Source organism: Haladaptatus sp. DYF46 (assembly GCF_021083305.1).
Taxonomy (GTDB): domain Archaea; phylum Halobacteriota; class Halobacteria; order Halobacteriales; family Haladaptataceae; genus Haladaptatus.
Genome location: NZ_JAJFAY010000006.1, coordinates 128,591 through 154,267 on the forward strand (window position 1 = coordinate 128,591; position 25,677 = coordinate 154,267).

Annotated in this window: 20 protein-coding genes; 11 read left to right on the plus strand and 9 right to left on the minus strand. The window is 60.0% G+C overall.

Annotated elements, in window-relative coordinates; translation table 11 throughout:
* Positions 1-13: 13 nt before the first annotated feature.
* The 3 genes from LJF34_RS22460 to LJF34_RS22470 all read left to right on the plus strand — a co-directional run bounded on the left by LJF34_RS22460 (position 14) and on the right by LJF34_RS22470 (position 2,504).
* Positions 14-1,069: a 3-isopropylmalate dehydrogenase gene (locus LJF34_RS22460; protein ID WP_231188001.1), complete on the plus strand. Its 1,056-nt coding sequence runs from the start codon at positions 14-16 to the stop codon at positions 1,067-1,069.
* Positions 1,070-1,158: 89 nt separating this feature from the next.
* Positions 1,159-2,061, plus strand: a complete 903-nt coding sequence (locus LJF34_RS22465; protein WP_231188002.1) for a dihydrodipicolinate synthase family protein — start codon at positions 1,159-1,161, stop codon at positions 2,059-2,061.
* 62 nt (positions 2,062-2,123) lie between these two features.
* Positions 2,124-2,504: a cupin domain-containing protein gene (locus LJF34_RS22470; protein ID WP_231188003.1), complete on the plus strand. Its 381-nt coding sequence runs from the start codon at positions 2,124-2,126 to the stop codon at positions 2,502-2,504.
* A 43-nt stretch (positions 2,505-2,547) separates the two neighbouring features.
* Here the strand turns inward: LJF34_RS22470 and LJF34_RS22475 are convergent, their stop codons facing one another.
* The gene (locus LJF34_RS22475) at positions 2,548-3,714 is read right to left on the minus strand and encodes an enolase C-terminal domain-like protein (protein ID WP_231188004.1); all 1,167 of its coding nucleotides are present in this window, start codon (positions 3,712-3,714) and stop codon (positions 2,548-2,550) included.
* A gap of 153 nt (positions 3,715-3,867) precedes the next feature.
* Between LJF34_RS22475 and LJF34_RS22480 the strand changes: the two genes are divergently transcribed.
* Positions 3,868-4,818 carry a lactate dehydrogenase gene (locus LJF34_RS22480; protein ID WP_231188005.1) on the plus strand — a complete coding sequence of 317 codons (951 nt, stop codon included), beginning with the start codon at positions 3,868-3,870 and terminating at the stop codon, positions 4,816-4,818.
* A gap of 1 nt (position 4,819) precedes the next feature.
* On the opposite strand, the gene pdxA is transcribed toward LJF34_RS22480, so the two are convergent.
* Positions 4,820-5,842, minus strand: a complete 1,023-nt coding sequence (pdxA, locus tag LJF34_RS22485; RefSeq protein WP_231188006.1) for a 4-hydroxythreonine-4-phosphate dehydrogenase PdxA — start codon at positions 5,840-5,842, stop codon at positions 4,820-4,822.
* 43 nt (positions 5,843-5,885) lie between these two features.
* Positions 5,886-7,205, minus strand: coding sequence for a DUF362 domain-containing protein (locus LJF34_RS22490; RefSeq protein WP_231188008.1), 1,320 nt, complete (start codon positions 7,203-7,205; stop codon positions 5,886-5,888).
* A 130-nt stretch (positions 7,206-7,335) separates the two neighbouring features.
* On the opposite strand from LJF34_RS22490, the gene LJF34_RS22495 reads away from it, so the two are divergent.
* Together LJF34_RS22495 and LJF34_RS22500 are read left to right on the plus strand one after the other, a co-directional pair.
* Positions 7,336-8,127 (plus strand): SDR family oxidoreductase, encoded by a 792-nt coding sequence (locus tag LJF34_RS22495; protein ID WP_231188010.1) that lies wholly within the window; start codon positions 7,336-7,338, stop codon positions 8,125-8,127.
* A 4-nt stretch (positions 8,128-8,131) separates the two neighbouring features.
* Entirely contained in the window at positions 8,132-8,953 is an 822-nt protein-coding gene (locus tag LJF34_RS22500; protein WP_231188012.1) for a fumarylacetoacetate hydrolase family protein, read from the plus strand.
* 56 nt (positions 8,954-9,009) lie between these two features.
* Here LJF34_RS22500 and LJF34_RS22505 read toward each other — a convergent pair whose 3' ends face one another.
* Entirely contained in the window at positions 9,010-9,951 is a 942-nt protein-coding gene (locus LJF34_RS22505) for an NAD(P)-dependent oxidoreductase (protein ID WP_342765902.1), read from the minus strand.
* Between the two features lie 189 nt (positions 9,952-10,140).
* Between LJF34_RS22505 and LJF34_RS22510 the strand changes: the two genes are divergently transcribed.
* A complete protein-coding gene (locus LJF34_RS22510; protein ID WP_231188016.1) occupies positions 10,141-11,247 on the plus strand; it encodes a mandelate racemase/muconate lactonizing enzyme family protein in 1,107 nt (368 codons plus the stop codon).
* A 962-nt stretch (positions 11,248-12,209) separates the two neighbouring features.
* On the opposite strand, the gene LJF34_RS22515 is transcribed toward LJF34_RS22510, so the two are convergent.
* The 3 genes from LJF34_RS22515 to LJF34_RS22525 form a co-directional block, all read right to left on the minus strand.
* Entirely contained in the window at positions 12,210-14,174 is a 1,965-nt protein-coding gene (locus tag LJF34_RS22515) for an archaea-specific SMC-related protein (protein ID WP_231188018.1), read from the minus strand.
* Between the two features lie 241 nt (positions 14,175-14,415).
* Complete coding sequence (locus LJF34_RS22520; RefSeq protein WP_231188020.1) at positions 14,416-14,832, minus strand: hypothetical protein; 417 nt, start codon at positions 14,830-14,832, stop codon at positions 14,416-14,418.
* The gene (locus tag LJF34_RS22525) at positions 14,829-15,701 is read right to left on the minus strand and encodes a ParA family protein (protein WP_231188022.1); all 873 of its coding nucleotides are present in this window, start codon (positions 15,699-15,701) and stop codon (positions 14,829-14,831) included. Before LJF34_RS22525 ends, LJF34_RS22520 begins: the two co-directional genes overlap by 4 nt.
* Positions 15,702-16,701: 1,000 nt before the next feature.
* Between LJF34_RS22525 and LJF34_RS22530 the strand changes: the two genes are divergently transcribed.
* Positions 16,702-18,087, plus strand: coding sequence for an ATP-binding protein (locus LJF34_RS22530; RefSeq protein ID WP_231188024.1), 1,386 nt, complete (start codon positions 16,702-16,704; stop codon positions 18,085-18,087).
* 1,213 nt (positions 18,088-19,300) lie between these two features.
* On the opposite strand, the gene LJF34_RS22535 is transcribed toward LJF34_RS22530, so the two are convergent.
* On the minus strand, positions 19,301-20,680 hold the full coding sequence (locus LJF34_RS22535; protein WP_231188223.1) for an orc1/cdc6 family replication initiation protein: 1,380 nt from the start codon (positions 20,678-20,680) through the stop codon (positions 19,301-19,303).
* A gap of 245 nt (positions 20,681-20,925) precedes the next feature.
* Entirely contained in the window at positions 20,926-21,240 is a 315-nt protein-coding gene (locus LJF34_RS22540; protein ID WP_231188025.1) for a hypothetical protein, read from the minus strand.
* 74 nt (positions 21,241-21,314) lie between these two features.
* Between LJF34_RS22540 and LJF34_RS22545 the strand changes: the two genes are divergently transcribed.
* The 3 genes from LJF34_RS22545 to LJF34_RS22555 all read left to right on the plus strand — a co-directional run bounded on the left by LJF34_RS22545 (position 21,315) and on the right by LJF34_RS22555 (position 25,044).
* Positions 21,315-21,611, plus strand: a complete 297-nt coding sequence (locus tag LJF34_RS22545; protein WP_231188026.1) for a hypothetical protein — start codon at positions 21,315-21,317, stop codon at positions 21,609-21,611.
* Between the two features lie 671 nt (positions 21,612-22,282).
* On the plus strand, positions 22,283-24,664 hold the full coding sequence (locus LJF34_RS22550; RefSeq protein WP_231188028.1) for a xanthine dehydrogenase family protein molybdopterin-binding subunit: 2,382 nt from the start codon (positions 22,283-22,285) through the stop codon (positions 24,662-24,664).
* Positions 24,665-24,723: 59 nt separating this feature from the next.
* The gene (locus LJF34_RS22555) at positions 24,724-25,044 is read left to right on the plus strand and encodes a cupin domain-containing protein (protein WP_231188030.1); all 321 of its coding nucleotides are present in this window, start codon (positions 24,724-24,726) and stop codon (positions 25,042-25,044) included.
* Positions 25,045-25,677 lie beyond the last annotated feature (633 nt).

The following is a 25,677-nucleotide window of genomic DNA, read 5'->3' on the forward strand; positions in this document are numbered from 1 at the left end:
CCCCATTATCGCCATGACGCACGACGTAGCGGTGATTCCGGGCGACGGTATCGGTCCCGAAGTGATCGACGCGGTCCGTCCACTGCTGGAGGACGCCGCCCGAGAGTACGATTTCGAACTCACGTTTACCGACTTCGACTGGGGTACCGAACACTACCTCGAACACGGAGAGATGATGCCGGACGACGGTACCGACGAAATCGCGGACCACGACGCGATCCTCCTCGGTGCGGTCGGTCACCCCGACGTTCCCGACCACGTCACGCTCCGTGGACTGATGTTACCCATTCGGAAGACGTTCGACCAGTACATCTGCAAACGTCCCTCGGTTCTCTTCGACGGCGTCGAATCGCCGCTTCGTGGCTACGATTCGGGTGACATCGATTTGGTTGTCTATCGCGAGAACACGGAGGGGGAGTACGCGGACGTCGGCGGTCGTGAGCACCGCGGGTTCGACAACGAGGTGGCCATCCAATCCGCCGTGTTCACGCGGACGGGCGTGGAGCGCATCGTTCGCGCCGCCTTCGAGGAGGCGGAGGAGCGGGATGGGAAACTCACGAACGTCACCAAATCCAACGCGCAGGCCTACGGGATGGTCCTCTGGGACGACGTGTTCGACGAAGTGAGCGAGGAATACCCGGACGTGGAAACCGAGCGTCTCCTCGTGGACGCGGCGTCGATGGACTTCATCCGTCGGCCGGATGAGTTCGACGTCGTCGTCGCCTCGAACCTCTTCGGCGACATCCTCACCGACATCGGCGCGATAATCTCCGGTAGCATGGGACTCGCCCCGTCCGCGAACATCAACCCCTCCGATGACGTTCCTTCGATGTTCGAACCCGTCCACGGAAGCGCACCGGACATCGTCGGTCAGGGAGTCGCCAACCCGCTGGCGACGGTCCTCTCCGGGTCGATGCTCCTCGACGACCTCGGCGAGTCCGCCGCGGCCGACGCGCTCTGGCGCGCCGTCGCGGAACAACTCGCGGACGATTCGGCCCCGAGAACGCCCGACCTCGGCGGCGATGCGGGGACGCTCGACGTTGTGGCCGACCTTCGCGACCGTCTCTGACTCCGAGATAGAGAACCGGACCGTTCCGGAAATCGGTCCGCTCCGACCATCGAGGAAGAGTTAACTTCCCGCATACGAATTCTGTATCCATGTCGAACTTCGATACCGACGGATTCGAGGGCGTATCGTGCCCCCTCGTCACGCCGTACGCCGACGGAGACGTGGACGAAACCGCGCTCGCGGAATTGGTGAGGCGGGTCGATGACGCCGGGATGGACGGCCTCGTTCCGGCCGGGACGACCGGCGAGTTCGCGAGCCTGTCCGACGAGGAGTACGAAACCGTGTTGGAGACGACGGTCGACGCTGCCGACGGTTCGCCGGTTCTCGCCGGGACCGCCGACACCACCGTTTCAGGCACTCTCGCGCGAATCGAAACGGCGGCCGACGCCGGTGCGGACGCGGCCCTGATCGTCCTTCCGTACTTCCACGGGGCGAACGACCCGGCGGGGAACGAACGGTTCCTCTCGGAAATCGCGGACGACGCGTCGCTTCCGATATTCCTGTACAACATTCCGTCCTGCACCGGACAGGAGATCGCCCCCGCTACCGTCGAATCCCTCGCCCGTCATCCGAAGGTTCACGGATTGAAGGATTCGAGCGGGGATTTCAACTATTTCCTCGAAGTCGCGGACCGCACGCCCGACGACTTCCGCCTCCTCCAAGGCTTCGACAGTTACGTCGTTCCGGGGATGCTCATGGGTTCTTCGGGCGGCATCAATGCGCTGTCCAACGCGATTCCGGAGACGTTCGTCGCGGCCCGTGACGCGGTGGCCACGGGGGACGTCGAACGGGCACGCGAAATCGGCGCGGAACGGATCGCACCCCTCTTCCAACAGTGCGTGGACCACGGGTTCGCGCCGGCGACGAAGGCCGCGCTCGAATCGCGCGGGTGGCTGGAAACCGCCGCCGTTCGACCGCCGCTCGTCGAACTGGACTCGGCGGCGAAGGACGAAATCGCATCGAGCGTCCAGCGCGCACTTCGTGCGCCCTGATTCGGCCGCGTTTTCGAGTCCAGCACCCCGACGTTTATCCCCTTTCCATCTCATGTGAGCGTATGGTTGACGACTACAGTCTGTCCCGAATCGACGACCTCGAACCCGAACCGTCGGCCGGTTCGGGAACCATGCACGTGAACCTCGCGGAAACGCTCGGCTGTACCGAGATGCGCCCGAAGGTGTGGTATCTCTCCGAGGGCGACGCGATGAGTTTCCACAGACAGGCCGAACAGGAGGAGTTCTACCTCGTCCTCGAAGGACCGGGCCGCATTCGAATCGGCGACGAGACCCACACGGTCGAGGCGGGCAGTGCTCTCCGCATCCCGCCTGAAACCCGCCGACAGATCAAAAACGACGGTGAGGGCGGCGACGGTGACCACGTTTGGATGGTCGTCGGCGCGCCACCCGTTCCGGACGACGGCCGTCCCGCCGAGGACTGACGGTGCGGTCGGTACCGCTGACGATGGCCACTGCCCTCCTATCCTACTCGTAGACGCGGCCGCCGAGGCGATTCTCCTGAATGTACTCCCAGTCGTACTCCACGCCGAGGCCCGGCCCGTCCGGCACGGGCACCGTTCCCGCCGAATCGATACTGTCGAGTTGGTCGGCGTAGTCGCCGAGGTAGACCGGTGGCTGCGTGTTATCACACTTCGGCCCGACGAGCGCCATCTCGTAGTAGTTGGCGTTCCGAGTGGCGGCCATACAGTGACGCTGCGCGGGACCCGGTGCGTGGTATTCGACGTCGAGGCCGAAGCTCTCGGCGGCGCGGGCGACCTTTATCGCGCCCGTGATACCGGCGTCGTACTCCGGGTCGGAGCGCACGAAGTCAGTCGCGCCGTTCGCGACGAAGTCGGTGTGCGATTCCAGTCCCCTGATGTGTTCGGTCTGGAGGATGGGCGTGTCGAGCTTTTCGGCGAGTTTTCGGTGGGCGTGTTGGCTGATACCCGCGTCGCTGAACGGGTCCTCGTACCAGAAGAAATCCCGTTCGTCACACGCCTTACCCACCTTCAGCGCGTCGCCCCACGTTTCCAGTTCGCAAGCGGGGTCTATCATGAGGTCCATCCCGTCGCCGACCCGTTCGCCGACTGCATGAACGGTTTCGACCGTCTTCTCTACATCCAGCCAATCGCCGCCCCAGTCGTGTATCTTATAGCCGGAATACCCCATCTCCAGACACTGCTCCGCGAAGTCCGCGTACGCCTCCGGGGAGTCGAGTCCGCCGTTCCTGTCGCCTTGATACGTCGATGCGTACGTCGGAAGCCGTTCGCGGTACGTGCCGAGGAGTTCGTGAATCGGCGCGTCGTAGTACTTCCCGGCGAAGTCCCAGAGCGCGATATCGATGGGACCCATTCCCATCCGGTCGTACTTGCGGAGCGCTCGCTTGACCTTGCTCCAGTGTCGCTCCCGGTGTAGTGGGTTCTTCCCGATCAGATAGTCCGCGAACATGTGAATCTGGGCGAACGCGGGGGAGTTGCCGCCGACGTATTCCCCCGTGATTCCCTCGTCGGTGTGAATTTTCAGTCCGAACAGTTTGCGTTCGATGGCTCCCCCGGGTTCGTATACGAGACTGAACCCACCCTCGCTGTAGCCGACGTCTTCGACTGGGTAGCTGAACTCGGTACTCTCGATTCGCGTGATGGATGGTGCCATAGACCACATCAGGAAGACCGGGAACAAGAAGGTTCGCAACGCAGCAGTTCTCCCAGTGGGCGCGTTCCGTGTCGGAACGGCCCGGTGACAGGACGGCATCGAAGCCGGGAAGCCACCCGATATTTTTTGTAGTGCCCCGCGATATCGACACACATGAACGTAGCCGTCATCGGCGGTGCCGGAACCATCGGCGCTACGACCGCATACACGCTCACGCTCCTCGCACCCGACGCCGACGTGACGCTCGTGGACGTGCAGGACGACGCGGCCGAGGGGCATGCAATCGACATCCGGACGAGCCTCGGCCACGGTTCACATCCGGCCGGCGCGATGGGACCGACCGGAAGCGGATCCGTCACGGCCGCAGCTCCCGGTGCCGAGGCCGTCGCCGACGCCGACTGCATCGTCGTGGCCGCGAGTATTCCGCGTCCCGATGACAGTGCCAAACGCGGCGGCCGACTCTCCTTTTTGGAGCGTAACGGGGAGTTAGTCGACGACATCGCCTCGTGGATGGAACCAATCGAACCGCGACCCGTCGTCACCGTGACGAATCCGCTCGACGCAATCAACCATCGGATGTGGCGAGCACTCGGATGGGACCGACGCTACTGTATCGGCTACGCGCTCTCCGAGACCGCGCGCCTCGCCGACCAAGTAGCCCGTCACGCCGACGTCCGTCCGTCGGACGTCACCTGTTACACGATGGGACAACACGGCGAACACCTCGTCCCGCTCTTTTCCCGAACGACCGTGGAGGGTGAACCGATTACGCTCTCGCCGGACGAACGCGAGCGAATCTCGGAGGCCGTCAAGGACGTTCCGTACGACATCATGGCGCTCCGTGGTTCCGAGGAGACGTCGCGATGGGTCACCGCCCGCGGCGTCGCCTCGCTCGTCGCGTCCGTGCTCGACGGCGGTCCGGACGAACCGGTCTGTTGTTCGGTTCCCCTCGACGGCGAGTACGGGTACCGCGACCTGTCGCTTTCGGTGCCCGTCCGACTCTCGGATGACGGCGTCGAGGAGATCGTCGAATGGGAGCTCTCGCAGGCCGAACGCACCGCCCTCGATGAGGCTGCGGAGGCGGTCGGGGAACTCTGTCAGTGATTCACACTCCGTGAGCGCCGCGTGCTCGCCGGTTTCGAACCGCCGTCGTGGCCACTTCGATGGCGTCCTCCATGCTTCTGGGAGAGGCGATACCCTCGCCCGCGATGTCGAAGGCGGTACCGTGGTCGACGCTCGTCCGAATGATGGGAAGCCCGACGGTCATGTTGACACCGCTGACCTCGCCGCCCTCGCTGAACCCGAGCATCTTGATCGGGATGTGGCCCTCGTCGTGGTACATCGAGACGACGCAGTCGTACGCGCCGCGGGCGGCCTGAACGTAGACCGTGTCGGGTGACTCGGGACCTTCGACGTCGATTCCCTCCTCGCGTGCTTCGCCGACCGCGGGTTCGATTTCGGACCGCTCCTCGTCCCCGAGAAGTCCACCGTCGCTCGCGTGCGGGTTCAACCCCGCGACGGCGATACGCGGTTCCGAAAGACCGAGGTCGAGGAGTCCCTCCCGCGTGACCCGAACGGTGTCGAGGACGTTCTCCGTGGTCACGAGGTCGCAGGCCTCCCGGAGCGGGACGTGAGTGCTGACGTGCGTGACGCGGAGGTCCCCCTCGACGAGCATCATCGAGTAGTCCTCGACGCCGGTTCGGCTCGCGAGCAGTCCGGTGTGGCCTGCGTGTTCGCTCCCCGCCATCCGCGTCGCCTGCTTGTGTATCGGGGCGGTGACGATGCCGTCCACGTCTCCGTCGACGGCGAGGTCTATCGCTCGTTCGACGTACGCCAAACTCGCGGTCCCGTACTCCTCTCGAAGGTCACCCCACTCGTGGTCCTCGATGCGGTTCAGGTCGAGGACGTCCAGCGTCCCGGCTTCGAAGCGGGCGTCGGCCACGTCGGATACGGCCCGCACGTCCACGTCGATGTCCGTGATTTCGACGGCTTTTTCGACGACTGCGGCGTCACCGACCGCCAGCAGGTCGGCGGTCTCGCGTCCCGTATCGTACGCCCCGGCGATCACTTCCGCGCCGATACCCGCAGGGTCGCCCATCGTCACTGCTAGGAGCGGTTTTCCATCCATTGCCGAACGATTGCAGTGCGTACGCTTTACTTTTTCCCGTCGGTTAGTCGTCGAATCCGAACGCGAAATCGCCATCGTCGTCGAACGCGAGGTTTCGATAGCCCCCGACGTCGACGGCGTCGCGCTCCGCGAGTTCACGCGCGACGGGTTCCGAGACGTACAGTTCGTCGGGTTCGAGGGTGTTTCTGATGTACCCGACGCGGAGGGCGGCGGGGTCCCGAACGCCGGTCATCGAATAGGCGAGCAACATCGCCGTGCGGTCCGACGGGGAGATTATCGGCATGAAGGCGCGTGATGGCTCGCCGCTCGTCACCGTGTTCAGGTAGGTGTCGGCGAGGTTCACCGACGCGATGACATCCTCGTGGACGAAGTCTGCCAGCCCCATTCCGATACCGTTCCCGTGGGAGGCGGGCGTGATACCGCGGAGGTAAATCCGTCGAACGTCCGGTTTCTCGGGTTCTTCCTCGTCCAGGAAGTTGTATCGACCGATGACGTTGGTGTCCATGCCGGTACCGGAAACGTCCTTGCCGATTTCATCCACGATGAGGACGTCGAGTCGGTCGACGGGAAGTCCCGGAAAGAGTCGTCTGGAGCGTTCGAGGAGTTCGGGTTCGCGGTCGGGGATGTCCTCGACGGCGACGCCTTCGATGTGTGCGGCGCGGTCCCAAGCGTTTTCCACGAGAGCGATGCCGCCGACGACGGGAACGTGCTCGAATATGAGGTCGGCGCGTTCCTGAATGACGGTGTCGAGGCCGCGGTCGATGGCGGCGTTGTGCATCTCCTCCGCACCCCGTTGTTTTCCGAGGCCGACCACGGTCATCTTCGTCAACCCCGATTCGACCTCGTTCCGGAAGTCCGTGTGCAACTTCACGCGGTTAGCGACCAATACGGCGTCGGCGTCGAGCGCGACGGTCGAGACGGGGACGGGACGGCCGACGGCATCCTCGGCCACTGACTCGACGGCCATGGAATCGCGTATCTCACAGCCGAGGCGTTTCTCCGTGATTCCGTACTCTTCGAGGACACCGCGTTGGCCCTCGGGGGTCGCCCCGCCGTGGCTTCCCATCGCGGGAAACACGAACGGGTCGAAGCCTCGGTCCTGTAGTTCGGCGACGGCCGCTTCGACGAGCTCCGGCATGTCGTGAATACCGCGACTCCCCGCCGTGATAGCCACCTCCGAACCCGCGGACAGTTCGTCGAAGGCGGGGATATCTCCGACTGCCTCGCGCGTGGCCGCCGTCACGTCGTCGACCTGCGGCGGTTCCCTGTGGCGTTCCGCGAAGGCGAACCGCGGAAACGCCTCGATGTCGATATCGTTGACGTCCTCCAGCGTCTCGGAGTCGGGTATCTCCAGTTCCGTCATGTCCATACATCTACGCAGTATCCGCTTAGTTCTGTCCCCGTTCCGACGGGATACCGTGCAATTAACCGGTCGAATACGGCCCTTTGGCAAACAATTATGTGTGTGTGGTCGTGCATTCTCATCGTCTACCATGAATTATGAAATGAACGGAAACGTGGCCCTCGTCACCGCTTCGAGCAGCGGACTCGGAAAGGCGTCAGCGAAGGCGCTCGCGAAGGAAGGTGCGAACGTCGTCATCAACGGACGAAGCGAGGACCGTCTCGCCGAGGCGAAAGCGGACGTCGAATCCGTCGCCACCGGGAGCGTTCTCGCCGTCCAAGGCGACCTCACGAACTCCGACGATATCGACCGCCTCGTCGAACGGACGGTCGAGGAGTTCGGCGGAATCGACCACCTCGTGACCAACGCCGGCGGCCCGCCGAGCGGCGCCTTCATGGAGATGGACGACGACGACTGGTACGACGCGTTCGACCTGCTCGTGATGAGCGTCGTCCGTCTCGTCCGCGAAGCGGCCCCGTATCTCCGTGAGGACGGGGGCGGCACCATCGTCACCATCACCTCCCGGAGCGTCAAGGAGGCGATACCGTCGCTCGTCCTCTCGAACGCCGTCCGCATGGGCGTCATCGGCCTCGAAAAGACGCTCTCGAAGGAACTCGCGCCGGAGGTACGGTCGAACGCGGTTCTCCCCGCGCCGCACGAGACTGCCCGGCAGCAGGAACTCATCCAAGCGGCCGTGGACAGGGGAGAGTACGAGAGCTACGAGGAGGGTCTCGAGACGAAGGGCGACATCAACCCGCTCGGGCGCATCGGCGACCCGATGGAACTCGGCGACCTCGTCGCGTATCTGTCGTCCGAGCAGTCGAGTTTCCTCAACGGGGTCGCCATCCCCGTCGACGGCGGACAGGGCGCGTCCAACCTCTAATCACATGACACGACTTGCACGAACCATCGACGGCAGGCCACTGCTCGGCGACGGGGACGGGTTCGTTCCGCTCTCGTCCGCCGACCCGTCACTGACGACCATCCGGGACGCGCTTCCGCTGGCGGCCTCGGGCGCACTCCCATCGCCCGACGAGGCGGCGGCGAGTCGCGTATCGGCGGAAGGCCTCGCGTTCGCCGCGCCGCTCGAACGACCGGGAAAGCTCTGGGGAATCGGACTCAATTACGCCGACCACGCGTCCGACCTGAACGAGGACAGTCCGACGGAACCCGCGAGTTTCATGAAACCGTCCACGACGGCCACCGGGCCCGGCGGACCGATTCGACTCCCGTCGCGCGACATCACGGACCGCGTGACCGCCGAGGCCGAACTCGCCCTCGTCATCGGCCGGACGTGTTCCGACGTCGACGAGGGTGACGTCGACGACGTCATCGCCGGCTACGTTCCGGTCATCGATATGACGGCGGAGGACATCTTGGAGCGCAACCCTCGCTTTTTGACCCGCGCGAAGAGTTTCGACTCCTTCCTCGTGTTCGGCCCTTCGTTGATAACCCCCGACGAGGTCGGCCCGCTCGAAGGGCTGTCAGTCAGAACCGTCGTCAATGGTGCGGTCGCCGCCGAGAACGAGATTCGAAACATGATGACGTCGCCGCGCGAACTCGTGTCGTTCCACTCGAACGTCATGACGCTCGAACCCGGGGACGTCATCTCGACCGGAACGCCGGGTGCAAAGCACATCGTTTCCGGTGACAGTGTGAGAGCGGAAGTCGAACGCGTCGGAACCGTCGAGGCGGACGTCGTCAGCTGACGACCGATTGAGCGACCGCCGAAGCGCCCGACCGTCCGAGGTAAGTCAGCCGAAAGTCACTCGTCGGTGTGTCCCCCTTTCCCGGCCATCATTTCGAGGACTTGCATTACGCCCGAATTGTCGTCGCGACCCATATCGTTCTGGACCATCGTCTTGTAGAGTTCGTGGGCCATCCCGGTCTGTGGCATGGGCGCGCCGAACGTCTCCCCGGCGTCGGTGGCGATTTTGAGGTCCTTGTACTGGTATTTGGCGAAGAACCCCGGTTCGAATTTTCCCTGAATCATGTTCGGAGCGCGGTTGTCGAGGGTCCAACAGCCTGCGGCACCGCCGCTGATGGCGTCCACGACGGCCTCGCGGTCGGCACCCGCCTGATCCGCAAACACCAATGCCTCGCTCACGCCCACCATCTGAGCCGCGACGACGATCTGGTTCGCCGCTTTCGTCGTCTGGCCGGCGCCACTCGGCCCGCAGTGATTGATAGTCTCGCCGACGACATCGAGGAGAGCCATATGCTCGTCCAGTGCGTCCTCGTCGCCACCGACCATGATCGAGAGGCTGCCATCGATCGCGCCCGTCTCGCCGCCCGAGATGGGCGCATCGAGCATCGTCACGCCCATTTCCGCGAGATCCGTGGCGATAGATTCGGCGACCGTGGGGGCAATGGTGGAGTGGTCGATGACCGTCATACCCTCGCTCAGACCGTCGATTATCGGGGAATCCTCGTCCTCGTTGCCCAACACGACTTGTTCGACGTCGGGCGAGTCGGGCAGGCACAAGAGGACGACATCGCTCTCTTCGGCGACGCCCGCTGGCGAACCACCGTCCGTCCCGCCATACCGGACGAGTTCTTCGGTAGGCTCGTTCGAGCGGTTGTGACCGATAACCGGATACCCGGCGTCGAGCAGGTTCTTCGCCATCGGTAGTCCCATGATTCCAAGTCCAACGAATCCGATCGTCTGTTTCGACATACTAAGTAGCGTTTGTACCGCGGTATAAATGTATTCCCCAACTCTTCTGACATTTTTGCAAAATCCACGGGGAAACGAACGCCTCACATTCGACTGAACGCCCGGTATCGAAACCGAACGCGTGGATAGTGTCGATAAGGGAGTGGGAGACATCTTTCGGCTATCATTTCATCGTCGGAAAGGTTTTACACGGAGCGTGTGAAAATATAACATGCCCGCATGAGAATCGCAGAAGTCGAGAGCTTTGCCGTATCGATCCCGTTGAAAGAACCCGTCGCGTTCGCGACCCGCGTCGTCGAAGAACGGGACCACGCCATCGTGTACGTCCGAACCGAGGACGGGACCGAAGGCGTCGGTTACACGCTCGGATACGGCGGTGCCGACGTCGTCGCACAGGCAGTCGAGAGCGTCCTCGCACCGATGGTCGAAGGGGAAGACCCCCGCGATACGTCGCGCCTCTGGCGCGAGATGTTCGACGGCACGGTCCAAATCGGGCGAAAGGGTGTGATGGTCAGGGCCATCTCCTGTATCGACACCGCGCTCTGGGACATCAAGGCGAAAGCGGCCGGGATGCCCCTGTACAAACTGCTCGGTGGACACGCGGACGAGGTTCCGGCGTACGCCAGCGGGGGGTACTACCGCGAGGGAAAGGGTCTCGACGGACTCCGCGAGGAGATGGAGACGTACGTCGACCGGGGCCACGACGTCGTCAAGATGAAAGTTGGGCGAAAATCCGTGGAGGAGGAAGTCGAGCGAGTCCGCGTCGCACGCGAAGCCATCGGCCCGAATCGGACGCTTCTCATGGACGCGAACGGGAAGTGGAAGAACAAGCAGGAGGCCGTCCGTGCCTGCCGAAAGTTCGCCGAGTACGACCCGTACTTCATCGAGGAACCGGTGATGCCCGACAGCCTCGACCTTTACCGCGAGGTCAACGACGCGCTCGACTACGCCGTCGCTGGCGGGGAACTCGAGTTCAGCCGGTATGGTTTCACCGACCTCCTCCGCGAGGATGCCGTCGAAGTCGTCCAACCGGACGTTTCGGTCGTCGGTGGAGTGACCGAATGGATGCGCGTCGCCAACATGGCCGCGTGCTACGACGTCCCGGTCGCCCCGCATTACAACTGGGACCTACACATTCAACTGCTCGCCGCCATCGAGAACGGACTCTGGATAGAGTACTTCTATCGCGACTCCGATGTAAAGGCGTTCGATGACGTGTTGGAACACCCCATCGAACCCGAAGACGGCATGATTCAACTCCCCCAGCGTCCCGGTCACGGCGTCGAACTCATCCGGGACGCTCTCGATCAGTATCGTCTCGGCTGACCGCGCCGATCGTTAATCCCCGATAGTCGGCGTCCACGTCCGCATTGGGGAGGGAACGAAACAGTCTTTGTTCGGCGTGAGACGCCGATGAAGGAACATCCGTCGTTCGTGGGGTCGGAATGCCACGTATCGGAAACGATGGCACGTCTCATTTCCAAAACCGTTCTTAATAGTAGAACGCGAATTTCGACCGGAGAAATCGATAATTGGCCACCGAACCACGTATGGATCGCCGATATTGAACCAGTGTGCACCTCGATTCGATGGATGATTCACTCAGAAATAACCGCTTGTCCGAAGAAGTATCCGGAAACCAGACACCCGATGATTATGGATGTGCGGTTAAACGGTCCACACGGGCAGGAGAGGCCACATTCGTTACACGACACTGATTTCGGTTCATTCGGAGGTCCGACGGCACTCACGGTATATTTTCCTCATCCGGAGCGTCGTCAAATTGGGTTTCGATTACAGCCAAATCGGTTCTGTAAAAGAAAATAAGGAATTTCGAAATGCGTCCGAACGCCCTCCCGTGAATAAATTCCCGAAAAATCGTCGAGCGGCGACGTCCATTACAACAATAAGGCCGAATTCATTCGGTGGGTCGCGGTGGGAATCGCCCGTCGACTGAATCCCTCGTCACCTCACCTATCGAACCGCCTCCACTACTAAGACGTACTCTTTCCGGCAGTCCGGAAACGCAGGTCTCGAATACGAGCGGTGAAAACCGTTCTACACCCACTCGAATGGGTCACCGACCCGCTTTCGAATCGCGACTTTTCAATTCTGTTCTGACATTTAGAATCGGTGTCTTCGCGTCTCGAAGCTCATCCGTTGGAATCCCGTTACAGTTACGGATGGAGACGGCCACAGCGAATCGCTAGAAACGGATCCGTTCGACTGTCGGGCGTCTGTCGTCGGATCGGAGTCACCGCGAAAAAACCAACGAGCGACCGTACGGCTTAGATTTCGGTCACGCGCTCGTGCTTCTCATCGACGGCGGCGGCGTCCTCGGGGAGCAGTGCGGCGACGAGGTAGCCCGCGGATTCGCTGAAGTAGTCGATAAGGGCCGCGATGCGGTCCGAATCGATGGCTTCGAGCGAGTCGAGGAGAATGAACGGAACGATATCGTACACCTCGTGGACGAGGTAGCCCGCGAGGGCGAAGACGAGGCCGGTCACCTCCCGTTCGCTTTCACTGAGGTGGTCGATGGTGTCCTCGTAGGTCGTCCCCGACTCCGTGCTTCGAATCACGTGGAGGTCGAACACGCTCTTCGTCGATTTCCGGCGTCCTTCCCGAACCTCCCGTTTGGTTCGGTCGATCCAGATCCGTTCGAGATTCTCGTAGTCGAGCAGGTCGAGAACGGTCGCCATGTGTTCGTTGAACTGCTCGACCGCTTGCGTTTCGATCTGTTCGATGCGAGTGCGGAGGTCCGCCAGTTCGTCACTGATCTCCTCCCGTCGCGCTTCGAGTTGCTCCCGGTCGCCGACACGTGACTCGGTGTCCTCGATTTCGTCTTCGACCTCTTCGAGGTCGGATTCGAGTCGACCGAGTTCGAACTCGATCTGGTTCGCTTCCCTGTGAAGGTCCAGGACGTCGCTGTACTCCTCCTGTTCGAGTTCCTCGACCGCCTCTTCGAGGGTTTCGACGTCGTCCGTGAGGGCCGTCCGCGTCTCCCGGAGGTCATCGAGACGGGCCTTTCGGTCCTCGATTTCGGATTCGAGTTGGCGACGTCGCTGTTCCGCCTGTTCGCGCTGACGCTGTGTCGCCTCCAACTCGCTCTTTTCGTCGCGGAGGTCCGAAATCTCGCTGTCGAGCGCGTTGCGCTCCGAGAGCTTTTCCTTGCGGAGGTCGCGAAGTCGTTCGATGGTTCCCTCGATGGTTCGTTCTTCGACTTCCGTTCCGCACGTCCAGCAGACGACCGTCTTCGTGTCTTCCACGAGTTGGTCGGTGACGGAGCCGTCGGAATGCGACTCGTGATCGTCGCCCGACTGCAGTGCAGCGAGTAGCTCGGGACTCGTCCCCTCGAGCATCTCCTCGTTGAACTGAATGACCGTCTGGAGCTCCGTCATGGTCGAGTCCAGCCGTTGTTTCTCCTCCCGTCGTGTTCGGATCTGCTCCGTTATCGACGATAGTTTCTCCTCCGAGACTTCGACACCCTCAGCGGCGTCGTCTTCGAGGGAATCCATTTCGTCTTCGACCGCTTCGATGCTCTCTTCCTCGGTAGTGATGTTGTAGCGAACGTCCTCGAGGCGCGAGCGAGTTTGACTCAGTTCGTCCAATTTTTCGTCGAGTTCGGCCTTCTCGGATTTCGTCTCGCCGATATCCGCGTCCGCTTCTTCCAGTTCGGCCTCCTTCTCCGCGAGTTCGGTCCGTTTCTCCTCGATATCGTTCTGGAGTTGGGTTCGTTTCTCCTCGAGACCGGGGAGCTGCTGTTTGAGCGAGTCGAGTTCGGACAGTTCGTCGTCGAGTTGCTGCCGTTCGCGTTTCAGTTGTTCGATTTCGGCTTGAATCGCGTCGGTGTCGACGGGTCGCATGATGAGGTCCCGGAGGTCGTCCCCACGTGCAACGGCGCGGCGGGCCTCGTTCGATTCCAGAAGGAACGCGAACAGGTCGGCTAGTTCCGGGTCTTCGAGATACGGCTCGCCCCCCATCGAGACGGTTCCGTTCTGCCGCTGGAGCGTCCTCGTGTACGTCTCGTCGCCGAGCGTCAGTTCGGCACGTCCCTCCTCGGCATCCCCTTTCAGCGACGACTGGTCGCTGCCAAGCGTCGCCATTATCGCTTGGAGCAGGGACGTTCGGTTCGTCGCGTTGCGACCGGTGAGGGCAGTCACGCCGGGGGAAAAGCTGACTTCCGTTTCGTCGATACCGCCGATGTTATGGACGCTCAGATTCACCTGATTCACCGCTTGGTCCGATAGTTGCATATGGACTCGTTGTGGCTCCTCCAATATAAGTGGTTCAGATTTCTTGCAGGAGTATTACAGCACTATTCCTGTAACGGTACCCTAGGACTCGTGGAGGTGGAACGGTTTCGAGGAAGGATGGGCAGCGTTCGGACGAAAGTGGCGAGTGAATGCAAGATTCATATAGCGATATAAGATTCATTCATAGTTGCCACTCCCGTCTTTCGATGAGAGAGCGGACCGAAGAATCGGACGTGTAGAACTAGGAATCGTGTCGGCGTTCGGCGATTATCTCCACGAGCCGTTCGGGGGCTTCCGCTGCGAGCGTGAGGACGGCGTCGTGAATTTCACGTTTCTCTTCATCGCGGATACCCCGTCGCCGAAGCTCCGGGACGACCGAAATGCCGATCGCGTCCTCGAACTCGTCCCACGTCTCGCCTCGGGCGTACAGCGGACGCTGGCGAACCTCCGAATATTCGAACGACGGACCGGAAACCCCCGCAGACTCGGTTTCGGACGACTCCGACGACCGTGACGTCTCGACGGGGGGGCTCTCCGCGGGTTGCATCGAATCGGCCGACGATTCCGTGGACTTTTCCGGAGAGGGTTCCGACGGTTCCTTCGTCGTATCGTCGTCTTCGACGGCACCCAAATCGTCGAACGGGTTCGCATCGGTCATCGTTCGACACCCCCGTTCGCGACGATGGACGCCAGTTCCTCGAAGTTCTCCAGTTGGTCGTTCTCGGGGTCGTAGTCCAGCAGCGGCTGGTGTTCCTTCAGCGATTTCGAAAGCGATGCGCTGTATCGGATACCGGGCTTTGGCGGTCGCAGTTCGCCGTCGTCGATGGCGTCGAACTGATCGGCCGTAATCCGAGCGAAGTTCGGAACTTTGCTCTCCGTCGCTTCGGCCGTGTTCAAGTTTTCGAGCAATTCACGGTCTTCCGTTCGTTGGTCGATTCGCTCGCGGAGTTTGTTCGGGACGAGTGCGAGCACGTCGATATCGATGTACTCCTGTGAGGGCGTGATGAGTCGCTCCATGGTGCGTTTGTATCCGCCGATGGAACTCGAACCGGGTTCGAGAGGAATCATGACGTTTCCGGACGCGACCAGCGCGTTGTTGTTGAGCATCCCGGGATAGGCGGGGCAGTCGAACACGATGTAATCGTATCGCTCACCGAGAAGCGGATCGACGATTTTCGTTTTGACCCGTGCGGAGCCCTGAAGTGCGCCTGCGAGGTCCTTTTCGACATCTTCGAGCGTGTCCGAGGACGGAAGGAGGTCGAAATCGAACTCGGTCTCCTGAATGAGGTCGGCAGCGGTCGCGTTGCCTTGATCGAGGATGACGTCACCCAGATTCGTCTCCCCTCGGTAGACGTCACCGAACCCGAGGCCGTTCGTCGCGTGGCCGTTCGGGTCGAGATCGGCGAACAGCACCCGACCACGTTCGGTGAGTTGCCGGGCGAGGTTCATCGAAATCGTTGATTTGCCGACGCCACCTTTCAAGATGACCACGCTCACGGCGCGTGGAGTGTCTACGTTTGCTACCATTGTGTAACCCGACCGCCGGAATCCCCGTTTGTGATAGGTAGCGGAGGTATACAAGCCACCTATTGTCCGGTTTTCGTTTGTTTCGACGGTTGAGATAGCCGTCTCGCCACAAAAACATAAACTTGCCGCAAGTAGATGGTTGAGGTAGAATAGGTGCACCAGGGGAAATAGGTAAGGTAGCTAAACTACCTATTGTACGCACCGCGGTTGAGTACGTTATCGCGCCGGATTCAGTTCAGCGATCAGCCGAGCAGGTGGGATAGAAGAAGTAGTGGCGATAGGTAGTTCAGGTAAGATAGTATCGATAGGTGATCTGGGTGGGATAGTGAAGACAGAAAAGACAGCTAAGGTAGACAGACTACCTATTGCTACCGGTACCGGACAGAAATCGAGATACGACCGGACGACGTACGAGGTTCCAAAACATCGATCAAGACGGTAGGTAGCTCAGGGACAATAAGTAGCTCAGGAATAATAGGTAATGAAGGACAAATAGGTGGTGAAGAACAGATAGGTAATGAAGGATGAATAGGTGATGACAGATAATAGGTGGCTCAGAAACAATATGTGAGTCGCTAAAGTGGCTGGCTACGGTTGCTATCTCTAGGACGTTCTCGGAACGGTGAAGCAATAGACATTATCGGATGAGATTCACCACGTTACAGTTTTCAGACATTCGAACCGTGACCTATTTGTGCGAATCGGCAGGTCCCTTGTATTTAGATTTGAACCGTTCGCCATTCCGCCACTGCCAGCAGCAATCGAGTGGGACACGGATTACAGCGGTATTAACCAACACGAGTGCCGGATTCACCGGATCGTTAGTTACTGCGAGCGTTTTTACATCTCTGTCATAGTGGTGATTACCCGATATATGGATGTTTAACCAACGCACCTACGGACGAATCTCCGGAGCCCGGGGCGTAGCTATATAAAGCCATCAATGAGAACGAGAGCGGGAAAGAGCTAAGTCATTATCTCGATAATGATTATCGTAAGAATGTTTCACGACCGCGCCGACGAACTCGACGCACTTCGCGCGGAGCACGAACGGGATCGATTCAGTCTCGTCATCATCTACGGTCGTCGTCGAGTCGGAAAAACGGAACTGATCAAAGCGTTCTGTGAAAACCGGAACCATCTCTATCACCTCGCGTCCCAAGACTCGGCGAAAGTCCAGCAGGAACAGTTGGTCGAGGAGTTAGCGGCGTACCGAGACGAACGAGTTCCACGCATCGAAAGTTGGCACGACGCAGTCGATTACCTCGGCGAGGTTCTCGCGCAGGACAAACGAATCGTGGCCATCGACGAGTTCCCGTATCTCGTCGAGTCGAGCGACACGATTCTCTCCGCATTCCAACGTCTGGTGGATACACAACAGGCGGAGTCGACATCGACGCTCATCCTGTGCGGGTCGAGCATCAGCGTCATGGAATCGGACGTGATGGGTCACGAGAGCCCGTTATATGGGCGTCGAACCGCCCAAATCGACCTCCAACCGTTCACGTTCGCCTCGGCGAGCGAGATTATCGATTATCCGATTGAGGAACGAGTCCGGTCGTTTGCGGTGACCGGCGGCATGCCGATGTACCTCGCGCTCTTCGATTACGACGAACCGCTCGAAACGAACCTCCTCCGAAACCACCTCTCGAAGACATCGATCCTCTACGACGAACCCGAATTCCTGCTCAGGACGGAACTGCGAAACCCATCGCGGTACATGAGCATCCTCGAAGCCATCGCGAATGGACATACCACGCCAAACGAAATTTCCGGACAGACGGACATCGGTTCGGGACCGCTTTCGGGGTATCTCCAGCGTCTTCGCCGGCTCAGGCTGATTCAGCGGGTGGTTCCTGTCACGGCGATCGAAAAGAAATCGAAACGATCGATATACCGGATCAGCGACGAGTTCCTTCGCTTCTGGTTCCGGTTCGTGGAGCCGAGTCGGTCGGGAATCGAGCAGGCACCTGACCTCGTTCTCGAGGATCGGATCATGCCCGAACTCGACCGGTTCGTCGCGACGACGTTCGAAGACATCTGTCAGGAGGCTCTCTGGAAACTCGCCAAGAATGGGGAACTAAACGGGTCGTACGGTGCGATCGGTCGATGGTGGTACGGTGGGCACGAAATCGATATTGTTGGACTCGACGACCGGACACCGACGGCACTCTTCGCCGAGTGTAAATGGACCACCACGCCGGTTGGCACGGATCTGGTCGAGGATTTGCGCGAGAAAGCGCGTGAGGTGCGGTGGAAGACGGGAGAACGAGACGAGGAATTCGTGCTGTTCTCGAAGTCGGGGTTCGAAAACGGCCTTCGAGAGAGCCTCGATGATCGGTGGCATCTGATCGACTTAGAGAAGTTAGCAGCCGTTTTCCAGTGAATCGGGAAACGAACCCCCTCCCCCCGTCATCGAAGTGTAAACGGGAGAAGGGGGAAGGTGGGGAACTCGTAGAGGTAGTTGCAGGGAACGGAGTTCAGCGCCAGAAACGAGGGAGTTAGCGACGAATTTGGCAAGGGATACGTCGCTACTCCCGGAAATCAACAGAATAGACACCGACATATAATAAAGGAAAGCTTTATTAGAATGCTCGTTAAACAATATCCGCAAACCAGATTTAAAGCAGCTAAGACGGATAGCTAAGGGAAGATAACATCGTATCAGCAACACCAACCACTCCGTTCCCACGTTACACTTCGATAACGGGGTGGGGGTGTCACCGTGAACATCGTCCGATGAAACGAACCACCTCGTTCGTCCGTTCGTTCGTCCTCGACTTGTCGTGGACGAGCGAGTGGGTTCTATTCCGTCGCCGCTTGCGACCCTGAACGGCAGTTTTTGCCCGTATCCTTCCGACGAACCGGTTGTTACACTTCGATGACGGGGTGAGTGACCGGACGTGAACTTTCCAAACCGTAACGACTGTTAAAAGCACGCACACAACGTATTGTACCCCATAAACGAGGGAGACGTTACACTTCGATAAGGGGGTAAACAATAACAGAAAAGTCGACGTGGTCTATCGGTTTCGATATCTGCTTACACTTCGATGACGGGGTCACACAGTCTCTTCTGGAAGCGTCACTCCCCGATGTCACAGTACATCTCGAACGACAACCGGCACGGACGAATGATACCTTCGTTTCGAATGCGTTTACGATATTCACGTATCCTCGACACGATTCGAGTACCTCGGAAGACGGTTCGAAAATCCCAAAAGACAGTTCGAACACTCTAGAAGACGACCCGGACACCCTTGACGAGTAGACCTCGATGCCTCGTACTCCGAATCTCGACAAACATCTATTTCTCGGTTGAGAAGCCTTCTAACTAAGCAATACACTTCGATGACGGGGTAAGCCACTGTCGGTTTGGCGGACGATGAGAACGAGAACACTGCCACAGGCGTCCCAGTCAGTTACACTTCGACAAGGGGGTTCCCTCGACCGTCGTTACACTTCGATGGAGGGGTTATCGTCGATTGTCAATCAATCGTCCACTGTCCCGAGGTCGGTCGTTTACGATGAGCAACAACCATAAATAGAACAGTTGGGAGAGAAAGCCAGTCGGTTGCCTTCGGATTCGATGTCGGGGTTTAGGAACTCTCGAACTTCTGCATCTTCGTTTGTGCGATGGATTTGAGATGGTCCGTCTCACCGCCGATCGCCGAAAGTCGGGAGTCCTCCGCGAGCAGGTCCAGAATCGGATTGGGGTCATCCGAGAACGAAAACTCCATGTGCATCCCCTGTCCACGGCCACGGCTTTTTCGCTCGGCGTCCACGATTCCGTACGTGTTGAGTTCTTTGACGTACTTGATGTACGTCTCACGCGTCATCTGATCCGCGTCCAACAGCTCGGTGATCCACTTGTAGACTTGATACCCGACGGGACTCGGGACGGATGTTGTGGCATGGGCCGTGTGTACCGCGACTGCCGCCGTCGCGTAGAGCGAGATCTTCTTCTGCGTCGAGAGTCCTTCGATTTGGGTGAGCATGCGGTCCTTGTCGACTTCGTCTTGGGAATCCCGGACGTGCGATTCGGTGACGACGTCGTCGTTCTGCCGGTCGGCGAGGTCACCGGCTTTCCGGAAGAGGTCGATTCCCTTGCGGGCGTCGCCGTGACTTTGGGCGGCGAACGCCGCGACCAACGGAATGACGTCGTCGCTGAGGGCACCGGCTCGGAAGGCGTCACGACGATGGTCGAGGATTTCACGCAGTTGATTCGCGTCGTAATCGGAGAAAGGGATATCTTCGGGATTGAACGAACTCTCCGAGCGCCCGTCCACGTTCTCCATGAACTTGGGGTCGTTCGTCAGGGCGGCCACGGACACCGTCCCGTGAATGGTGTCCGTCTTCCCCGCCCGCGACAGTTGATAGAGGAGCTTCGAATACGCGGGTTCGTCCTCCCGGCCCACGAGGAGATCGATTTCGTCGAGAATGAAGATGACCGAGTCGTAGTAGGTGTTGATGAGGTCGTAGAGGCGCTCGTACTTCTGTTCGGTGGAGACACCCGTCGCCGGGACGCCGGTGGCGACACCCACGTCTTTTGCGACGGTTTCGACGAGTTTGTAGACCGCGCGGTCGAGGGTGGTTATCGGCTGGCAGTTGAGACTGATGACGCCGAAGTTGATGTCCTGTGATTCACAGAGCTCGACGATTTGTCCGCAGACGGCGTTGACGATGAGGGATTTCCCGGTTCCGGAGGGGCCGTAGAGAAGCATGTTCGGGGGTCGCTCGTCGCGAAGTGCCGGTTTGAGATACGCGACGACGGCTTGAAGCTGGTCGTCACGTCCGACGATGCGTTCTTCGTCGATGATGGTATCCGGTTCGACGAGGTTCCGGTTCACGAACACGGATCCGCCGGAGTCCTCTTCGAGGAGTTCCCGGATCGTTTTCTGGTCGGAGCCGTCGGCCGCAGGCGGACCGACCGCTGTTTCCTCGGACCGATCCGAGAGGGCATCGTCGGGTGTCTCCATGGTATCGTCTGGCATATTCGAAATCACCAAGACCACAAACAAAAAACTACCTATGTCGAAGTCTAACTCCTCGATGAGAGTGTCTTTACTGTCCCAAGTAGCTATCTGGTTATTTGGTAGGCGAACCGTATCCGAAGTCTAAAAACCGAACGACGAACGCTTTCCACCGGTTTCACTCGAACCGTGTTCGCGTGTCACCACCCGCCGCGGTACTGTCACGGTGGTGCCGCCACGGTTGTCGCGGGCTACCCCGTGATGCGCAAGTCATCGCCGACCTCGTAGAGATAGCCACGGAGCAACAACGTTTCGAGAAGATCATCGATGAGAACGGCCTCGATGTCGTGCGCTCGAAGCACCTGATCCGCTTGTTCGTAGGTGAACGACTCTCCCGATCCGAATCGCGTCCGCAAGTGGGAGAGTGCTTGTTCCGTCATCGGCGGGAGTGGCGTGTAATCGGAATCCCTGTCGGACATCGTGGACAGCACTAGCTTGGTCGCTCGGTCAGTTAAGGGTTCGTCCGGAAACGACACCGTTCGAATACCGAGTACTTCCAGCGACATGGCGCGAAGCCCCGAACCCGAGCGGCAAGTAAATATATGGTAACATGACCCATAGTACGGGCCGAGCGATCGATATGACCGAGAGTCTGAACTGGATGCGTCCCGTAGATATCGAGATACTCACTAGCCTGCAGCGTATACAACCCGAATATATTCCGATCGTTGCAAATCGGATGGGGCTCCACCTGTCGTACGCTGAACGCCGATGCGACCTTCTTCGCGAGAACGGGCTTATCGTACCCGTAACCGGTGAAGCAATTTACCAGTTAACCAGCGACGGCGAAACGGTTCTCGCGGACGTCCGAGAGGGGTCGCTGACGACCGTTCGCACGGACGACACGGACGAGGACGAGGAGTCCATCTCCATATAACGAACGAGGGGAGCACCGAACACGCTCTTGACGCTATTTTTGCCGTGACCCCAGCAGTCTGCACCGGTAGCGGCATGACGTGCTGACGTTTCCGTTCGGAACCATCGGGAAAAGACAACGAAATTCAACGGAGAGTACGCGTAACAGCGTTCACCTGTCGCTCGTCTACGGCTCGTCATCTGCCGCTTTCCGGCTACAATAGCTACTGTGCTTAAAATATCCAAAATAGATGCAATAGGAACAATAGGGATAATAGATATGATAGTCACGACAGATGAATGGATAAAATGGGTACAATAGCTACAACAGATACAATGTCTACGATAGGTGGCTATGTTAACCACTCTCGGGTCCACCCATCGTCGTCACAGCATCTCGGTTGGTACGAAAAGCAGCTTTCTGTGGCCCCTATCTGTCCCCTCAAGGGATGGTTCGCTGCAGCGGGTCTCGTTCGTGCGTTCGTTCCGCCCTACTAGCCGAGAGCGAAGATTCCGCGATGCTGGACGAAACGAGCATGGGAATGAGAACACCGGGCGAAAATCGTCTCACCTAGCTCACCGGAACAGTCGGCTTAATGTGCATGGATAAACCAACTATTTCACCATGCGAATAAGACTCACGACCGGGCGCGGACGAGGTAGTTCACTTTACCATCCGACGGGAGGAGTTCTATGACGATCGAAACGGTCGATTTCACCGAGGTCAGGCCCGGTGAGATGACCGGAACCGCCGTTCAGCGTCGAGAGGATCGACACCTTCTGACGGGTGACGCCCGGTATACCGACGATATCCAGTATCCGCGAATGGGGTACCTCGCGCTCCTCGGCAGCCAGTACGCGCACGCTCGAATCGAGTCGATCGACGTGACCGACGCTGAAGCCCACAGCGACGTGATCGCCGTCTATACCCACGACGACCTTCTCGAATCCGGCCTCGATGGTACGATGCCGGCCGCCGAACTGGACGCCGAAGATCTCCAAGAAGACGACGATAGCGGGGAGGAAATGTCCGTCGAGCGGCCCCTCCTCGCCGATGACCGCGTGCGGTACCAAGGGCAACCCGTCGCCGCAGTCGTCGCCGAGCAGCGGTACGCCGCCTTCGATGCACTCGATGCGATCGACGTCGAATACGAACGCCTCGATGCCGCTCCACAACTCGACGACGCCGTCTCATCGGATGCGCCGCCGATTCACGATAGCGTACCGGGCAACGTCGCCTTCGAGTGGGACACCGGCGACCGCGAGGGGACTGAAGAACTGTTTTCACAGGCTGCACACACTGTCTCGCTCGATCCGTCGAACAACCGCGTAATCCCGACGGCGATCGAACCGCGAGCGGCGGTTGCGCAGTATCGACCGTCGGACGACAAACTGACGGTCGAACTCTCGAGCCAAAACCCGCACGCGGTTCAAGATCGGCTTGCAACGGTTCTCGGGTTGCCTCGACACCGTATCACCGTTCGTGTGCCGGACGTCGGCGGTGGCTTCGGCGCGAAACTCCAACCGTACGCCGGCCACCTTCTGACGGCGTGGTGTTCGATGCGACTCGAACGTCCGATCAAGTGGCAGGCCCGTCGCACCGACGACTTCCAATCGATGGTCCACGCTCGTCGGCAGGAGACGCACGTCGAGGCGGCGCTCGACGCGTCGGGGCACATCCTCGCGCTCCGAGGGGAGATCGACGCGGATCTCGGTGGATACCCGACGGTCGGTGGAGTGGGCATCCCGAAGGGAACCGCGGGGATGCTCTGTGGTGCCTACGACGTCGACGTCGGGCACGTCTCCGTTCGAGGAGTGATCACCAACACGGCTCCGATTTCGGCCTACCGCGGTGCTGGCCGACCGGAGGCCGCCTACATCATCGAACGGCTGGCGAGCACCTGCGCCCGCGAACTCGGGATGGACCCGGTCGAGTTTCGCCGACGAAACTTCGTTCCGCCGGAATCGTTCCCGGTCGAGACGGCCCTCAAAATGAACTACGATAGCGGTGACTACGGGAAGACGCTCGACCGAGCCCTCGAAATCGTCGACTACGACGAATTCCGCGAACGCCAGGAGCGCGCCCGTGACGACGGACGGTATCTGGGCATCGGCTTTTCCTCGTACGTCGAGATCTGTGGCGGCTCTGCGGGAAGTATCGAGAGCGGACAGATGAGGGTCAACGCCGACGGGCAGGTCGTCGTTCACACCGGCACGCAGGATACGGGCCAAGGACACGAAACGACCTATGCTCAAATCGTGAGTGACCAATTGGGTGTCGACTACGACGCTATCGAAATCGTCGAGGGGGACACCGACAAGGTCACTGAAGGCGGTGGCACCGCTGGCAGCCGAAGTTTGCCGATGGCGGGGAACGCCATTCGGAAGGCATCCCGACGTATCGAAGAGAAGGCGCGGACGATCGCCGCCCACCGTCTCGAAGCCGCCGAGGCGGACATCGAATTTTCGGAGGGGGAGTTTCATGTTCAGGGCGCACCGGATTACGGGATTACGTTTCGGGACGTCTCCGCCGACGCGTACAACCCGCGAAACCTCCCGGACGACGTTGACCCCGGTCTCGAAGCGTCGGTGTACTTCGAACCGGACGGCTCGACGGCACCGTTCGGTACCCACGTCGCGGTCGTCGAAGTCGACCCGGAAAGCGGTGAGGTGTCGTTCCAGCGGTACGTCGCCGTCGATGACGTCGGCCCGCAGATCAACCCGAAACTCGTCGAAGGACAGATCGTTGGTGGTATCGTCCAGGGAATCGGTCAGGCGCTGTACGAGGACGGCCACTACGACGCGAACGGTAACCTCGCCACGTCTTCCTTGCAGGACTACGCGATCCCCAAAGCGATCGACGTCCCCGATATCGAGTCGGATAGCACGGTGACGCCGTCTCCGAACAACGCCCTCGGCGTAAAAGGGGTGGGCGAGGCGGGGACCATCGGCTCGATGCCGGCGGTCGTCAACGCGGTTATCGACGCTCTCGAACCGCTCGGGGTCGACACCCTCGACATGCCGTTGACCAACGAGCGGGTCTGGTCGGCGGTCGAGACGGCGGCCGACCGATAAATCGAGGACGGTCGAAGGGGCCGGGTGATTTTACCGTCCGAGGGGCTAGTGGTCTACGTATGGCATACGAGAAAGTCAACTATCACGATGTCGAGAGTGTCGCCGACGGGTTACACTTTCTTCGAGACCCCCTCGAATGCGAGCGATTCGGCATTTCGGTACTCGAATGCGAACCGAGATGGACCGGCAAAGAGCACGCACACGTAGACCGCGAACACGAGGAAGTGTACCTTCTCGTCGATGGCTCCGCGACGGTGACCGTCAACGACGAGGAAGTGCAGATGGAGAGCGGTGATGCGATTCGACTCCCACCCGAGGCCACCCGTCAGATTCAGAACGGCGATACTGAATCGCTGTTCGTCCTCGCCGGCGCGCCGTGAGTTCACCCGATTAGGGGGACGGTGAACGCTCGCTCGATTCCCGTTCGACGTTCTGGACCGCCCGGTCGAGTTGCGAGACCAACTCTTCGACCGATCCCTCGTCGACACGGTAGTTGGGCTGTCCAGACTCACTGCGCCACAAACGCGACCGTCGGGGTGATGAATCGGTTTCGGACGGAATAGAGACCATCGACCGCTTCTTCATCGTTAACGGCGTATCCCCGTTCCCGCGTTTCTTCGAGTGTGAATCGCTCGTCGGCTGCGGAGAGCGAGTGTTCGGTTTCACGGGGTTCCCGCCTCTATTATCCTCTCAACGCGGGACGAATGGGTTCGGCGAGGACCTTCCCCGACGTAGTGTCGTGCATGTAAAACGCCCGTCGGTCGCCGAGAAACGACGATTGTATCGTACAATTCGCTATACAGAGACACTCCCCGTCGTGACGAGCGATCGGGCTATCCTGTGGGAATACACTTCGACCACTGGCGTCGAGTATTCGGACATCGACTTGGGGACGCTTTTTCGGCGCCGAAGCTCGGGTGCGTGTGGTCTTTCACGTCGCTTCCGAGACGCACGCGTGCCGCAGTGAACAGGGACCAGCGGACCGTTCCCGACCGTCGGTTTCGGTGTGCTTA